This is a genomic window from Streptomyces sp. NPDC002446, from assembly GCF_053595675.1.
In genome coordinates this window covers 103,330-118,529 of record NZ_JBSFYC010000017.1, presented here as the reverse complement: position 1 = coordinate 118,529, position 15,200 = coordinate 103,330, and the positions used below count along the sequence as shown (strand labels likewise).

General features: G+C 72.9%; 11 protein-coding genes. 6 read left to right on the top strand and 5 right to left on the bottom strand.

From position 1 onward, the window contains the following. From ACWD6P_RS13145 to ACWD6P_RS13125, 5 genes are all read right to left on the bottom strand, one after another. On the bottom strand, positions 1-815 hold an 815-nt coding region (locus ACWD6P_RS13145), incomplete at its 3' end, for a SulP family inorganic anion transporter (RefSeq protein WP_451444152.1). Positions 816-877: 62 nt separating this feature from the next. After that, positions 878-1,471: a carbonic anhydrase gene (locus ACWD6P_RS13140; RefSeq protein ID WP_451444147.1), complete on the bottom strand. Its 594-nt coding sequence runs from the start codon at positions 1,469-1,471 to the stop codon at positions 878-880. Positions 1,472-1,718: 247 nt separating this feature from the next. Beyond that, positions 1,719-2,084: a hypothetical protein gene (locus ACWD6P_RS13135; protein ID WP_451444146.1), complete on the bottom strand. Its 366-nt coding sequence runs from the start codon at positions 2,082-2,084 to the stop codon at positions 1,719-1,721. Positions 2,085-2,475: 391 nt separating this feature from the next. Further along, entirely contained in the window at positions 2,476-3,096 is a 621-nt protein-coding gene (locus tag ACWD6P_RS13130; protein ID WP_451444145.1) for a sigma-70 family RNA polymerase sigma factor, read from the bottom strand. 271 nt (positions 3,097-3,367) lie between these two features. After that, positions 3,368-4,063, bottom strand: coding sequence for a hypothetical protein (locus ACWD6P_RS13125; protein ID WP_451444144.1), 696 nt, complete (start codon positions 4,061-4,063; stop codon positions 3,368-3,370). 180 nt (positions 4,064-4,243) lie between these two features. Here ACWD6P_RS13125 and ACWD6P_RS13120 point away from each other — a divergent pair, with 180 nt between their 5' ends. The 6 genes from ACWD6P_RS13120 to ACWD6P_RS13095 all read left to right on the top strand — a co-directional run bounded on the left by ACWD6P_RS13120 (position 4,244) and on the right by ACWD6P_RS13095 (position 15,197). Then, complete coding sequence (locus ACWD6P_RS13120; RefSeq protein WP_451444143.1) at positions 4,244-5,752, top strand: PepSY-associated TM helix domain-containing protein; 1,509 nt, start codon at positions 4,244-4,246, stop codon at positions 5,750-5,752. A gap of 126 nt (positions 5,753-5,878) precedes the next feature. After that, on the top strand, positions 5,879-6,160 hold the full coding sequence (locus ACWD6P_RS13115) for a hypothetical protein (protein WP_451444142.1): 282 nt from the start codon (positions 5,879-5,881) through the stop codon (positions 6,158-6,160). 183 nt (positions 6,161-6,343) lie between these two features. Then, positions 6,344-6,739 carry an effector-associated constant component EACC1 gene (locus ACWD6P_RS13110; RefSeq protein WP_451444141.1) on the top strand — a complete coding sequence of 132 codons (396 nt, stop codon included), beginning with the start codon at positions 6,344-6,346 and terminating at the stop codon, positions 6,737-6,739. Next, positions 6,736-9,507 carry a caspase, EACC1-associated type gene (locus tag ACWD6P_RS13105; protein ID WP_451444140.1) on the top strand — a complete coding sequence of 924 codons (2,772 nt, stop codon included), beginning with the start codon at positions 6,736-6,738 and terminating at the stop codon, positions 9,505-9,507. The genes ACWD6P_RS13110 and ACWD6P_RS13105 overlap by 4 nt, the downstream gene beginning before the upstream one ends. 191 nt (positions 9,508-9,698) lie before the next feature. Further along, a complete protein-coding gene (locus ACWD6P_RS13100; RefSeq protein WP_451444139.1) occupies positions 9,699-12,917 on the top strand; it encodes an NACHT domain-containing protein in 3,219 nt (1,072 codons plus the stop codon). Positions 12,918-13,154: 237 nt separating this feature from the next. After that, entirely contained in the window at positions 13,155-15,197 is a 2,043-nt protein-coding gene (locus ACWD6P_RS13095; RefSeq protein ID WP_451444138.1) for an ATP-binding protein, read from the top strand. Positions 15,198-15,200 lie beyond the last annotated feature (3 nt).

Sequence of the window (15,200 nt, the reverse complement as noted above, 5' to 3'; positions counted from 1 at the left end):
TGCGCCATCAGCTCCTTGTCGTAGTCGGTCTTCGGCCCGTCGTGCAGCCGGTCCACCGCGGCCGCGCTGAACAGCGACTCCGCCGACGCGATCAGCGCGAACGCGAGCACGGTGCCGAGGGCACCCACGCCGGCGAGCTGGCCGAAGTCGCTCAGGCCCGGCGGCTGGATGGCACCCAGGAGTCCCTTCACCTCGACCTTCGCCACGGGCAGCCGGAGGACCACCGAGGCGGCGGTCGCCAGCGCGACGGCGGCCAGCGGCGCGGGAACGATCTGCACGGCCTTCGGCAGCTTCTTCCACAGCACCAGCACCGCGATGGTGCCCGCGCCCAGCCCGAAGGCCGTCAGCGCGGTGCCGGAACCCATCGTGTGGACGAGCATCCCGGGCAGCCCGGCGATCTTCTCCAGACCGCTGGACGGGGCCTTGGTGTCGGCCATGGAGTACAGCTGACCGGCGATCAGCACCAGGCCGATCCCGGCGAGCATGCCCTCGACGACCGCGACGGAGATGGCCCGGAACCAGCGGCCGAGCCGCAGCGCGCCCATCAGCAGCTGGAGCAGCCCCGCGGCGAGCACCAGCACGCCGAGCGCCGCCAGGCCGAACTCCTGCACCGCCTCGTAGACCAGCACCGTCAGTCCGGCGGCCGGACCGGAGACCTGCAGGCTGCTGCCCGGCAGCAGACCGGTGAGCAGACCGCCGACGATGCCGGTGACCAGGCCGAGTTCGGCCGGCACGCCGGAGGCGACGGCCACGCCCACGCACAGCGGCAGGGCGACGAGGAAGACCACGAGGGAGGCGGCGAAGTCCCGCCGCAGATCGAAGGATCCGGCCTTCTTGCGGAGGCCGAGGAGGGCCGACCGCTGCCGGCTGGGCGCGCTCACAGCGCGCGGAAGGCGTCGGCGTGCGGCTGGTGGGCCAGCACGGAACCGGTGTGGATCTCGTAGTACCAGCCGTGCAGGCTCAGCCGTCCGTCGGCCAGCCGCGCGGCGATGCACGGGTAGGCACGCAGCCGGTCGAGCTGGTCCAGGACGTGGGTCTGCACCGCCTCGGCGACATCGGGGGCGGTGGAGTCCGTGCCGTCCGGCAGCGGTGTGGCGTGCCCGAGCCAGTCGCGGACGGCGGGTACCGCCGCCAGGTCGTCGCCCCGCACCAGCGCGCCCACCGCGCCGCAGTGCGAGTGCCCGCACACGATGATGTCGCTGACGCCGAGGACCTCCACCGCGTACTCGATGGTGGCCACCTCGCCGGCGGGGTGGGCCCCGCCGTGGCGCGGCACGATGTTGCCCGCCGTGCGCAGCTCGAAGAGCTCGCCGGGGCGCGCTCCGGTGATCAGGGACGGAATGACCCGGGAGTCCGAGCAGGTGATGAACAGCGCGTGCGGTGACTGCCCGTCCGCGAGTCGGCTCAACTCCTCGGGCCGCTCTGCGGTCCCTTGCGGGAACGAGCGGGCATGGTCGATGAGGTGCTTCATGTAAGGGTGCCTCCTGAGCGCCCTCGGGCGCGTCGGTGTGACGTGGATGCGTCGGAATGACGCGGAAGGTGAAAGCGGTGACGTGTGCTGAGCGAGCGCGCGCATGCCGGGACGCCTGCCGGAAGTGCCTGGCCGGGCACCTGGACCGTGCTCCTGAACCAGGTACGTGGACCGGAAAACCGGGCCGCCTACGTGGACGGCCACCGGCGACGCGGTCTCCAAGACTGCGGCGCGCGCTGCGTTCCGGTCAGCAGCGGAAGACCTGGAGGGCGGCGGCAGATCTGCCGCCCGATGCTTCGCGGTCGCCGTCCCGTACGGCACCGGAGAAGTCCGGAGCGGCGATGGCGGGGACGGCGAGGGGCGACGGTGCGTCAAAGCCCGCCGACGGGTCGGGCAGACCCTCGGGATTCAGACGGTTGCGAGTGGTGCCGTGGTGCTCGGTCGCCTTGGCCGGCGCCGGGGAGTGTTCGCATGCCACGGCCTGCGCCTTGAGGCCCGTGGGTTCGGCCGCGTGGGCCTGTGCGCCCCGGGCCCCCTGCGCGAACAGCTGCAGGACCAGCAGGGCAGCGGTCAGCATCCCCAGGAGCGCCTGGACCGTTCTGGCTCGTGTCACTACTCGGCTCCTCACAGAGAGTCGGGCTGCACAACGGGTCGTACGGTATGGATGTTGACGGCCATACTCGGCCAATGTCCGTTCATAAGTTTAACGAGGTGCTGGCGGCGGCGGGTTAACAACCTGTGAACACACCCGGTCCCGGCATCACCCCGCCCCCGCCCTCACTCCCCCGCCCCCGAGATCAGGGTCACGAGCGCATGGACGGTCTTCCGTACCTGCAACATCGCCGGCGGCACAGCTCCTCCTCGCCCTCCTCGGCATCGATCCGCGGCCCTCACCCTAACCGAGTTCAGTAATGGATGTCATTTCCATTAGTGTCTCTCCGTGGTCGCCACGCCCGCGACCGGCCGCGGACGGGCGACACCCCGCCCTCCAACAGGCGAACCGGCTAGGCCACAGCTCCGCGCGCGCTCCGGGCGGAGGCCTCGGCGGACCTCAGCCAGCCGGCGAGGTCGGCGCGGGCGCGGGCCACCCGGGAGCGCACGGTGCCGACGGGGCAGCCGACCACCGCCGCGGCGTCCTCGTAGGACATCCCGACGAGCTGGGTGAGGACGAACGCCTCGCGGCGCTCGCCGTCGAGCGCGTCGAGCAGCTCGCCCAGCGCCAGGCCGTCGTCGAATCCCGGCAGCCCGCTCGGCTGCCGGTGTTCCGCGGCCGCCTGCCAGTCGTCGACGTCGGCGATGCGCGGGCGGGCCGCGGCGGAGCGGTGGCGGTCGACCACCACCCGGCGGGCGATGGACAGCAACCAGGTACGGGCGGAGGAGCGCCCGGCGAACCTCGGCAGGCCGGTGAGGGCACGCAGACAAGTCTCCTGGGCCAGATCGTCGGCCCCGTTCGCATCGCCGCTCAAGTAGGCGACGAATCGCCATACATCGCGGTGGGAGGCGCGTATGAAGCGCTCGACGGCATCGGGGTCGCCACCCCGCGCGGCCAGCGCCAAGGCGGTCAGCTGCGCGTCGTCGACGGCGGTCCGCTCGCCACGGGCCGTACCGGCATGGGCAGGAATCATCGCCACACGTCCTTCGGAGGTGCGGGGCCGCACCGAGGCATGGCACGCCCCCGTCGGTGAGCGGCACTCCGCGCGCCCGCGCGCAGGCCGGAGCGAGGTCAACAGGCGCACGGCGCAAGGGGGGTGCGTGCGCGCACGTCCGTCCGCGGGCAGGCCGGAGGGCCGTATGGCCAGAGGCCGGCGCGGGAAGCGGCAGAGCTCACCAGGAGTGAGGGGGACGGCCGCGCGGTCACGCCGGTACTCCGCGCGTCACCGAACTCGTGACGGGCGGTCAGCAGCAGGGCGAGGGCGCCGGTGGACCCCTGCGGGAGACGGTGTACTGCAGGCGCACCCCGCGCAGACGTACCGGACGGCCGCCGTCGGCCACCGGGCGGGCGGGCAGCGTCCGGCCGGTCAGGACCAGCGCCGTCAGGACCAGCAGCAGCGGCGCGAACAGCACCGCGGCCACACTGCGGGCGAGCCGGCACGCGGCGGTCTCGCCGCGCCACAGCCACACCCCGCACACCAGCGCGGCCACGGCATGGGCGAGGAACATACCGAGCGACCCATGGCCGGAACGAGCCAACTCCATCTGGCCGATTCCCATGCCCGCACCCGGACCCAAACCGCTGGAGACGGCGGACAGATGAGCCATGTCGGCCATGTGCGCCGCGCCGTGCACACCGCGCATCACCGTGGGAGTCGACGCCTGCGCCAGGCCGAACAGGGAGTGCAGCCCGAGCTGGGCGACGACCGTGGCACCGATGACGGCCGGGGCGCCGCGTTCCCGCCCGGCGAGCCACCACGCCACCGCGCCCGTGACGCCGAACGCGGCGCCCAGCGCCCACCAGGGCAGCGGCCGCGCGGACATCAGGGCGTGCCCCAGGGCCGCGGTCGTCACGCACACGACCGCGAACACCGCGGTGCGTACGGCGCGTAAAACCGACCCGGGCGTCATGGCGGACATCGTGCCATCCCCTTCGGACACTCCGGGAGGGTGAGCGCAGGGCGCATTTGCGCCGCCATGCGCCCCGGCGAACGCAGATGTGACTCAGATCACATGCCGCTTCCGGAACTCATCACTCACCGCGTCCGACTGCCTGAACGGCACGGCAGCGGGCCGGTGCCGCGTCACCTTCGAGACCACGCCGAACGGAGGGACACCCGCGTGCCCACGGAAGAACCCCTGGCAACAGACGAGGCCGGCGAGGCCCCGGACACCGTCGTCGACCCCGGCGAGCAGCGGACGCCGGCCCGGCGGACCGGATGGGCGGCCCTCCGCCCGCTGGTGCTGCGCCTGCACTTCTACGCCGGTGTGCTCATCGCGCCGTTCCTCCTCGTCAGCGCTCTCACCGGGCTGCTGTACGCCGCCTCGTTCCAGGCGGAGAAGCTCGTCTACGCACATGAGTTGAGCGTTCCCGTCGGCACCGGCGAGCTGCCGCTGTCACAACAGGTCGCCAAAGCCCGCGAGGCGCACCCGGACGGCACGCTCGCCGCCGTACGCCCGGCCCCGCGTCCCGGGGAGACGACCCGGGTCCTGCTCTCCGGCGTACCGGGCATGCCCGACGACCGCCAGCTCGCCGTCTTCGTCGACCCGTACACCGGCGACGTCCGGGGTGCACTGGCGACATACGGCGCCGGCGGGGCGCTGCCGCTGCGCACCTGGCTCGACGGTCTCCACCGCGATCTTCATCTGGGCGAGAACGGCCGGCTCTACAGCGAACTGGCCGCCAGCTGGCTGTGGGTGGTCGCCGGGGGCGGCCTCGCGCTGTGGATCGGCCGCACGGGGGCGGCGCTGCGTACGCGGCGCAAGCTGCGGGCCCTCACGCTGCCGGACCGTACCGCCACCGGGCGCCGCAAGACGCTCACCTGGCACGGCGCGGTCGGCGTATGGGCGGCGACCGGCCTGTTCTTCCTCTCCGCCACCGGTCTGACCTGGTCCGCGTACGCCGGTGGGCACATCGACGCGTTCCGGGAGGCGCTGGGGCAGGCGACCCCGACCGTCTCGACGGCCGTGGCCGCGGACCACGCCGGGCACGGCGCGGCAGGGACGCACGGCATGCCGGGGACGGACGGCGCGGAGGGCGGGAAGCCGGGCGCTGCCGCGGCTTCGGACGTGGGCGTCGACAAGGTGCTCGCGGCGGCCCGCGCCGAGGGGCTGTCCGACCCCGTCGAGATCGTGCTGCCGACGGACGAGGCCCCGGCCTACGTCGTCAAGCAGGTCCAGCGCAGCTGGCCCGAGAAGCAGGACGCGGTCGCCGTGGCCCCGGCCACGGGGGAGGTCACCGACGTCTCGCGATTCGCCGACTACCCGCTCCTGGCCAAACTCACCCGCTACGGCATCGACCTGCACAGCGGCACCCTGTTCGGCCTCGCCAACCAGATCGCCCTGGCCCTGCTCGCCCTCGCGCTGATCTTTCTGATCGTCTGCGGATACCGGATGTGGTGGCAGCGCCGCCCCACCCGCGACCGCGCCCTTTCCCTGGGACGTCCCGTTCCGCGCGGGGCGTGGCGGCAGGTGCCGCTGCCCGTGCTGGTTCCGCTCGCGCTGGTCGTGGCGGCGGTGGGCTGGGCGGTGCCGCTGCTCGGCAGCTCCCTGCTGGGGTTCCTGGCCGTGGACCTCGTCCTGGGCCAGGTGGCGCGCCGGCGTCGCGCGGCCGCCCCGACGGATGCGTGAGCGCCCGTTCCCCCGGACGGCCCAGCAGCCCTCGCCACCGCTCGCCGGCGCCCGCACGCGGAGATAGCCTCACGCGCAGGCCGCCTTCGCTCATGACCACGGGCACACCCGAAGAGAGGCACCGAGATGGCAGTGCTGGTACACCACGAGGGGGCGGACTGGAGCCAGGCGCTCTACCAGATGACCTTCGACCTGGTGGTCCCGGACCGTACGAATCCGCCCGCCGGCCTCATCGCCCATGTCGCGGCACCCGGCCGGACGACCGGCTGGCAGGTCATCGAGGTATGGCAGTCGGAGGAGCAGTTCCGGCGCTTCCTGGAGCAGTCGGTCCACCCCGCCGCCCAGGAACTCGGGGCCCCGCCGTTCGACTCCACGGTGGCCGAGGTGTACAACTCCCTGATCCCGTAGCCGGGGAACGGCACAACGGCCCGAACGGCCCGGCTCGCAGGGGCGGGTGGCGGCACCGTCGGACAGGTCCGGCAGGCCCGGCCCGCCCCAGGAGAAACGCTGCTCGCTCCTGGCCAACTGGCTAGCATGGGCACTCCTGTTGGGGGTCCCGTGCGAGCTGCGGGCCCGGGGGAGGGCGCAAGGGTGCGGGTCGAGATCATCGTGGACGGGGACGGCGCGGAGCTCACGCCGGCGACGGGTTCCCTGGCGTCGTTGTACCGCTGGCTGATCCAGGATCCGGATGTGGCACAGCAGGCCGAGGTCTCGCTGGGGACGGGGCCGGCCCGGCCCGGTGCGATGGGCGGCGCCTTCGAGGTGATCAATGCGGTGGTCACCCACGGCATCGCCCTCGGCAGCCTGGCGGTGGCGTGCGCCACCTGGCGGGCGGCCCGCCCCTCGGCTCCCGCCGTACGGATCGAACGCGACGGGGTCACGGTCACCGTCGAGGACGGCTCTCCGGAGACCGTACGCCGCATCGTCGACGCCCTGGGCGAACCGCAGGCACCGGCCGGCGGAGCCGGGACGGATCAGCAGCGGTGACGGCCCTGCCCGACCCCGCCTCCTCGCGGGCGCTGCTGATCGGCGTCCACGATTACGAGCAGCTGACGGACCTGCCCGCCGTCGCACGCAATCTGGCCGGGCTCAAGCGGGCGTTCACCGATGCGGCGCTGTGGGGCCTGCCGGATGCGCACTGCGTCCTGCTGTCCCAGCCGACGAGCGCCGCGGCGGTGCTCGACACCCTGCACGGCGTCGCCCTGCAGACCACGGACACCCTGGTCGTCTACTACGCGGGCCACGGTCTCACCGACCCGTACAGCGACGAGCTGTATCTGGCGCTGCCCGGTTCGGACCAGAGGCGGCTCTACAGCGCCTTGCCGTACGAGTGGGTGCGCCGGGCGATGCTCGATCCGCGGATCAGGGCCCGGCGCAAGGTGGTGATTCTGGACTGCTGTTACAGCGGCCGGGCGCTGCTGGGCGGGATGTCCGGCACCGATCAGGTCGCCGACCGCGCTCTCATCGAGGGCACCTGCCTGATGGCGGCCTCCGCGGAGACCCGCACGGCGCTGTCCCCTCCCGGTGAGGAGTTCACCGCCTTCACCGGCGAGTTGATCACGCTGCTGTCCGAGGGCATCGAGGACGGTCCGCCGCTGCTGGACATGCACACCCTGTTCCGGCATCTGCACGGCACGCTGGCCGCCAAGGGCAGACCGCTCCCCCAGCAGCGCAACCGCAACACGGGCGGGTTGATCGCGCTGGTCCGCAACCGCGCGCACCTGCCCGGGGGACGGGACGCGCAGGACCACGAGGCACCGCCGCCTCCGCCGGACCCTCCTCCCGCCCCGCCGGAGCCTCGTCCCGCCCCACCGGAGCCTCGTCCCGCCCCGGCGGCGGAGCCTCCTCCCGCCCCGGCGGAGGAGGAGCCCGTCCGGGCCCCCGTCCTGCCGCCGCCCGCCGTGGCCCCGCGGCCCGTGCCCGGCACCGGGGACCCGCGGCCCGCAACGGCCTCCTCCCCGTACCTCCGCAGGGCCCGCTCGCCCCGGATCACGATCGGGGTGGCGTCGCTGGCGGTGCTGCTGGTGGCGGGCGTCCCGGCCGTCCTCAACTGGCTGCCGGACGAGCCCGACGGCACCGGCGGCGGCACCGGCGCCGCCACGTACAACGCCGCGACCAAAGGCGTGGTCAACGCATCGACCGCCGCCGGCGGAACGCTCAGGTTCGCCGGCACGGACACCGACTCCTGGGATCCGCAGCGCAGCTACACCGGATCCGCATGGAACTTCGCCCGCTACTACACCCGCCAGCTGGTGACGTACGCGGCCAAGCCGGGAACCAAGGGCACCGCGCTCACACCGGATCTGGCGACCGACAGGGCCAAGGTCTCCGACGGCGGCCGGACCTACACCTACACCCTGCGCAAGGGGGTCACCTGGGAGGACGGCTCCCCCCTCACGTCCCAGGACGTCAAGTACGGCATCGAGCGGATCTGGGCGCAGGACGTCCTGCCCGGTGGCCCGGTCTACCTCCAGCAGGCGCTCGACCCGCAGCACGCCTACAAGGGTCCGTACGAGGACGAGTCCCGGGACGAAACGGGGCTGAAGACGATCCGGACACCCGACCCGCGGACCATCGTCTTCCGACTGCCCAGGCCCAACGGCGAATTCGAGCAGTTGCTGGCCATGGTCGCGGCCTCGCCGGTGAAGCGGGAGAAGGACACCAGAGCGAAGTACGGCCTCCTCCCGTTCTCCAGCGGTCCGTACCGGTTCCGTTCCTACACGCCGAAGAAATCGCTGGAGCTGGTCCGCAACACGCAGTGGAAGAAACCCTCCGATCCCCTGCGCACCGCGCTTCCGGACAAGATCACGGTCAGTTTCTTCAGTGATGCGAACGCCGCGGACGCCGCCCTGCTTGCCGGCCAGTACCACCTGGCCCTCGGCACCGGAGGCCTCGGCCCGCCGAACAGCGCCAAAGCGATGCGCACTGCCGCACAGAAGCAGAACCTCGACAATCCCCTTACCGGCTCCGTCCGTTACGCGGCCTTTCCGCAGTCGGTCGCACCGATGGACAACGTCCACTGCCGCAAGGCCGTCGTCTACGCGGCCGACCGCAAGGCGCTGCAGAGCGCCCTCGGAGGTCCCGCGGCCGGTGACCTCGCGCCGAATCTGTCTCCGCCGGGACTCCAGGGCTCGGACGCCGCGTTCGACCCGTACGGCGTGCGCGAGAACGGCGGCAAGGCGGATATCACCAAGGCGCAGAAGGAGTTGAAGGACTGCGGGCGGCCGTACGGATTCACCACGAAGATCGCGGTGCGCAACAACGTGCCGGCAGAGGTGGACGCCGCCACGTCCCTGCAGGAATCGCTGGAAAGGGCCGGTATCACGGCCACGGTCGATCAAGTCGACGGGGCGCGCATCCTCGACATCACCGGCTCGCCGAACGTCGTGAAGCAGAAGGGCTACGGCATCGTCATCGGGCGCTGGGGCGCCGACTTCCCCACCGGGCAGACGTTCTGGCAGCCGCTGGCCGACAGCCGCGCCCTCAGGCGGAGCGGCAACGTCAATGTCGCCGAGGTCGACGATCCCGTTGTCGACAAGGCCCTCGACGCGGCCCTCACCCACCCGGAATCGTCCGGCGCCTCCTACAAGCGGGTGAACCAGCAAGTCGCCAAGGCGGCCTACTACCTGCCCTTCGTCTACACGAAGAAGGTCACCTGGCGCAGCCCCGGGCTGACCAACGTCTACACCTCCGCCGTATACGGCGACTACGACTTCATCTCGCTGGGCGTCGAGGAGAAGCAGAAGGAAAAATAGACCCTCGCGTGGGTCTCAGGGGGAACCGGGCGCGGCACGGCCGGCGTAGTACAGGTGCGGCGGCGCTGGGCGCAGCGCGGCGGCGGTGCGCGCGCCCTGACGCGAGACGGGCGTGCGCCGATAAGGTGAAGGACGGTTCGGGGGGCCGCGGACCCGGCTCGGGTGCGCGGCGCTGGTGAGGGAGGGCTGCTGTGGACGGCGGCACGGTGGGGCTGCGGATCGCGTCGTCGGTGGTCGTACCGCTGCTCAAGCGACTGCTGCTGCCGCCCTCGAAGGTGCCGGGGGCGGAGTTCGGCGACCGTCCGATTCCGATCCGGCGGCTGGTGTCGTTCGCCAAGGAGCACCGCACCCTCACCGAGGACGATCTGCACAAGCTCGCCCGCGAGCTGGTCCGCCGCGCCGTGCGGGCCGCCGGGCCGCACGACCCGCCGGTCGGCGCCGACGAGCACGACGCCGTCGGGCAGGCGCTGACCCGCACCCTGCACGCGCTGGGCGACCTCGACATGGACGACGTCCAGGCCTTCGCGCTCGGCCCGGAGCGGCTGGCCGCGGAGCTGTCCCGGAGCGCGGGCCCCAGCACGCGACGGCTCCTGAGCGACGACGCCGCCCGCTTCCACGACCGGCTCCTGGAGACGGCCTGCGTCCATCTGGTGCGCTTCTTCAGCCAGCAGCCAGGGTTCGCGGCCCGCTCGCAGATCGAGCAGAGCCGCGAGATCCGCGAGCAGAGCGAGAAGCTGGACCGAATTCTGCAGCGGCTGCCGGACATCAGCCGGCAGGACGCGCAGTTCGAGGAGGAGTACGCGCGCTACATCGTCGAGTGCCACGGCCGGCTCACGATCTACGGCGTCGACTTACGCGAACCCGACGGCCAGGACTGGCCGTTGGAGGCCGCGTATCTGAGCCTGGAGGCCATGCCGTACCGCGCCGGGTCCGAGCCGATTCCGGTGGCGAACGGCGAGCCGGGCACCGACCGGGACGCGGAGGCCGAGCGGGCCGCGGGCCCCGCCGACGCGGTGCTCACCAGCCACGACCGGGTGCTGCTGCGCGGGGTCGCGGGCACCGGCAAGACGACCCTGGTGCAGTGGCTGGCGCTCACCACGGCGCAGCAGGAGCGGGTGCCCGGCCGCCTGTCGCAGCTGCTGGGACGCGTCCCCTTCGTGCTGCCGCTGCGCACCCTGGCGCGCAAGGACGCCGAGCTGCCGATGCCCGAGGACTTCCTGCGGTGGATCGGCTGTCCGCTGGTGGGCACCCAGCCCGAGGGGTGGGCGGCGCGGGTGCTGCAGCACGGCCGCGGTGTGCTGCTGATCGACGGCGCCGACGAGATCCCCAAGGACGACCGGACGCGGGCGCGGGCCTGGATCAGGAAGCTGCTGGCGGTCTTCCCCGGCAATCTGTGGCTGCTCACCTCCCGGCCGTCGGCCCTGGAACGGAACTGGCTGGGGCGCGAGGGCTTCCGGGAGTTCGCGCTGACCGCGATGCGGCCCGCCGACATGAAGCAGTTCATCCGGCGCTGGCACACGGCCGCGGGGGCCTCGGCGGAGCTCGGCGAATCGCTCACGCTGTCGCTGCGCAGCAGCCCCGAGCTGAGCCGGCTGGCGACCAACCCGCTGATGTGCGGCCTGATCTGCGCACTGCACCGCGAACGCCGCGGCTTTCTGCCCCAGGGCCGCGCCTCCCTCTACGAGGCGGCGCTCTCCATGCTGCTGGAACGCCGCGACCTGGAGCGCGAGGTGTACGGACGCCGCAAGCCGGCGCTGGACGAGAAGGCGGCCACCGAGCCGCTCCAGAAGCTCGCCTACTGGCTGATCCGCAACGAGCGTACGCAGCTGGACTGGCCGGACGCGGTGGACGTGGTGCGGCGGCTGCAGCCCTCGGTGCCGCGCCTCGCCGAGGTCGGGACGGCGGAGGAGACGCTGCAGCTCCTCTTGGAGCGGTCCGGACTGCTGCGCGAACCCGCCACCGGCGCGGTGGACTTCATCCACCGGACCTTCCAGGACTTTCTGGGCGCCAAGGCCGTGCTGGAGGAACGCGATATGGGCATGCTGGTGAACAACGCACATTTGGACCAGTGGGAGGACGTGGTGCAAATGGCCGTCGCACAGGCCCGGCACCAAGAGCGCGCCGACCTGCTGACCCGTCTGCGTGAGCGGGGCGACCGGGAGAAGGACGCCGCGGTGCAGGCCAGGCTGCGGCTCCTCGCGCTCGCTTCGCTGGAGCAGGCCACCCGCCTGGAGCCGACGGTGCGCGAGGCCATCGAGGACCGGGCCGCGCGGCTGGTCCCGCCGCGCAGTCTGCGCGAGGCCAGGTCGCTGGCGCGCACCGGCCCGCTCCTGCTGGGCCTGCTGCCCCGGGCGAAGGATCTGGCGGGCGACGAGGAGCTGGCCACCGTCCACGCGATATGCCAGATCGGCGGGGACGCCGCCATCCCGAGGCTCCGGGAGTTCCTGAGGACCGACCAGCCCGCCGTACGCGCTCAGCTCCTGGGCCACTGGGACCGGTTCGACACGGATGTGTACGCCGAGGAGATCGTGCGCCCCCTCCTCGAAGCCGCCCCGGAAGAGGCGGTCACGGTGCGCTCCCGCGCCGAGCTGGACGCCCTGCGCACCATGTCGGGGTACCAGCGGGTGGGCGTCCACGGCGACTTCAGCCCCGAGGAGATCCGCGCCGCGCTCGATCCGCGCCGGCTGCGCGAGCTGCGGCTGCGCAACACCCTGCAGCTGGAGGATCTCGATCTGCTCCTGGCCTACCCCGGGCTCGAAACGCTCGTCCTGCAGGGCTGCCGGAATGTGAAGGACCCCGGGCCGCTGACCCGGCTGCCGCGGCTGCAACGACTGGAGCTGCGGGATCTCCCCCAGTTCGAGCCGCTGCTGAAGCTGGCGGACTGCCCGCGGCTGGAGGGACTCCTCGTGGGGCCGGAGGTGCCCTGGCGCGGTCTGCCCGACCTGCCGCGCGCCGCCGAGCTGCGTCTGCTGTCCCTGCCGCCGGCGGCGGCCCAGATGGGGGGCATCGTGGCGTGCCGGGGGCTTGAGGAGCTGCGGCTGCAGGACGCGAGCGAGCGCCTGACGCCCGACGAATGGGGCTCGCTCATCGGGGAGTTGCCGAATCTGCGCAAGCTGACCCTCTCCCCGCAGCAGCTGAGCATGCTGCTGTTCGCCCCGCGCACCCAGATCCCCCAGGTCACCCACCTGGACGTGCGGGCCAGGGCCGGTTCGGCGGTACCGCTGCGGCGGATCGCGCTGCGCCTTCCGGGACTGGAGGAGATCCATCTGTCGCAGGTCGCGGAGCTGGATCTCGCTTCCCTGGCCGGCCTGCGCCGGCTGCGCCGGGTCCGGCTCGCCTACCCCGGTGAGGTCCGCGGGGCGGACGCGCTGCCCGAGAGCGTCGAGCTCGACATCTACCCGCACCCCTGACGCGGCACAGCGGCGGCACATCCCGCCCCGCGTGCGCCCCCGGGCCCGCCGGTCACAAGCGGGTGACACAGTGTGGCATTCGCCTGGCGGGAGGTTTGCGGCGCCTGTAAGTTCTATGACTCCAGGCGTAGTTGGTACGGATGTCAAGCGGCTGAAATTCTCGGGGGAACGGTGCCGCCCGCCTCCGAGGTTGCGGCTGCCGGGCGGCGACGGACGACGGAGGCGGGACGCAGCCAGATGCGCATTTCGGAAGGGTCACCCCTCTATGGCCGGGACCCGCTGCTGCGCTCGCTCATCCCCCGGCTCACGGGCCTGGCGTACGACGAGAGGTCCCGTGCGCCCCGGGAGCACCCGGGCGATCTGCCGGTGGTACTGCTGACGGGACACCACGGCATGGGCCGCAGCGCCGCCCTGCGGGAACTGGCGGCCCGCTACGAGGGCCGGCTGCCGGTCGCCCACGTCCGGGCGGTCCCCGCGGAATCCGCCGCTCCGCGGCCCGTCCGGGAGGGCGGGACGGCCGTCGCCTCGACGTTCGTCGAGATCCTCACGGAGCTGGTGTGCGGGCTCGCACCGGAGCTGCGCCGGCGCTTCCCCGTGCTGGCGCCCGGGCTGTTCGCGGTCTCCGGGTGGCGGCACGGCAACGAAGAGCAGCGGGACGCGGCCTGCCTGCGCCACGCCCGGCTGCTGCGCGCCTGCCATCTCGCCACCGGCAACGAGAACGTGCTGCGGCAGGCCTGGGCGACCGCCGTCGAAGGACGCCTGGAGGACGCCGTCGACGCGGTGGAGAGCCACGCCGCGGTCACCGCCGCCGTGGTGGCGGAGTACACCGACCGGTACCGGCCGACGGCGGCGGCGGAGTGGTACCGGCGGCGCTTTCCGCAGGGCGCGGAGGGCCAGAATCCGCTGGTGCTCCTCGGGGAGTGGTTCCAGCAGGGCGGCGACTACCGGCACGCGGCCGAGCAGAGCCTGATGGCCGCCTTCCTGCACGATGTCGCCGCCTCGTACGGCAGGCTGCAGCGCTGGAACCGTGAACCCTGGCCGCTCGTCCTGCTGGACGACGCGCACTGCGCCGCGGGCCAGAACTTTCTCGAACTGCTCCTGGAACACCGCGCGCGGCCCGGCCGCCCCGACCGCGAGGAGCTCGTCGTCGTGGCCACCCGGCTCGGCGCGTTACCGGAGAACGCGACCGACGCGGTCCGCCGGAGCCTGCCCGACCTGGTGAAGTCCTCCGGCTGGGAGCGCCGGGGACTCGCCCCGTCCGCCGGACTGCTCGCCGTCCCGCTCACCCCGCTGAGCCGGGACGACATCCTGCCCCTTCTGGTGCCGCAGCGGCCCGCCCGGCCGCTCCACCCGTATCTGGCCTCCGCCGTGCACTCCCTGACCGGCGGGCACCCCGCGGCGACCACCGTGCTGTGCGCGGCAGTCCTGGACGCGACGGAGCAGGGCGGCAGCGTGGCACCGCGCGACCTCCTCGAACTGACCACGCCGGACGGCCGCCCCGTCACCGAAGCGCTCCTGGAGCGGCTGCTCCCGGACCGCCGCCAGCGCGACCGGCTGACCCTGCTCTCGCTCGCCCGCGACGCCACGGCGGCCGAGGCGCTCGCCGCCCATCTGCGGCTGCAGGGCCCCGATCAGCTGCCCGCCAACTCCGCCACCGACTACCTCGAAGAGCAGCAGTGGCAGCAACTGACCCGCCCGGACCGGCCGTTGGTCACCGACGCCCTGCTGCAGACGCTGCTGGTGCACGAGGCGCGCCGCACCTCGCGCGGGGCCGATGACGTCCGCGGCTGGCAGGAGATCCACCGCTTCCTGCGGATGCACCACACCCAGCGCGGTGAGAGCGGGGAGGCGGATGCGCTGCGGCACACGCTCGCGGCCGGGAACGCCGAGATGGTGGTGGCGACGCTGGCCGAGGAGTTCCAGTCGGAGCAGGACGAGCAGGCGGCCGCGCACTGGCTGCGGTGTCTGCAGTACGCCGCCACCGCGCCCACCCCGCCCGCCGGCGAGTGGTCCGACGTCCGCATGCAGATCGCGCTCGGCGCGCACGACGCCCGGTACGCGGAACCGGTCGAGCGCTGCGTCAACCGGCTGCTGCACGCCCTGTGGCAGGTGTCCGAGCCGCACGCCGAGCCGGACCCCGATATGTGCAAGGCGGTCGGCGAGGAGCTGGCGTACCTCTCGCCGCGGCACCCGTCCTGGCACGCCGTCCTCGGCCAGGCCGCCCGCAGCTGGCCTGCGGCTGCCCGGAAGAAGCGCCCCTTCCCCCTCCCCGGTCAGTGAGGA

Bases quoted from the DNA above. Each gene is read 5' to 3' on its own strand.
- ACWD6P_RS13140 (WP_451444147.1), bottom strand. From the start codon at position 1,471: ATGAAGCACCTCATCGACCATGCCCGCTCGTTCCCGCAAGGGACCGCA.
- ACWD6P_RS13130 (WP_451444145.1), bottom strand. From the start codon at position 3,096: ATGATTCCTGCCCATGCCGGTACGGCCCGTGGCGAGCGGACCGCCGTC.
- ACWD6P_RS13115 (WP_451444142.1), top strand. From the start codon at position 5,879: ATGGCAGTGCTGGTACACCACGAGGGGGCGGACTGGAGCCAGGCGCTC.
- ACWD6P_RS13095 (WP_451444138.1), top strand. From the start codon at position 13,155: ATGCGCATTTCGGAAGGGTCACCCCTCTATGGCCGGGACCCGCTGCTG.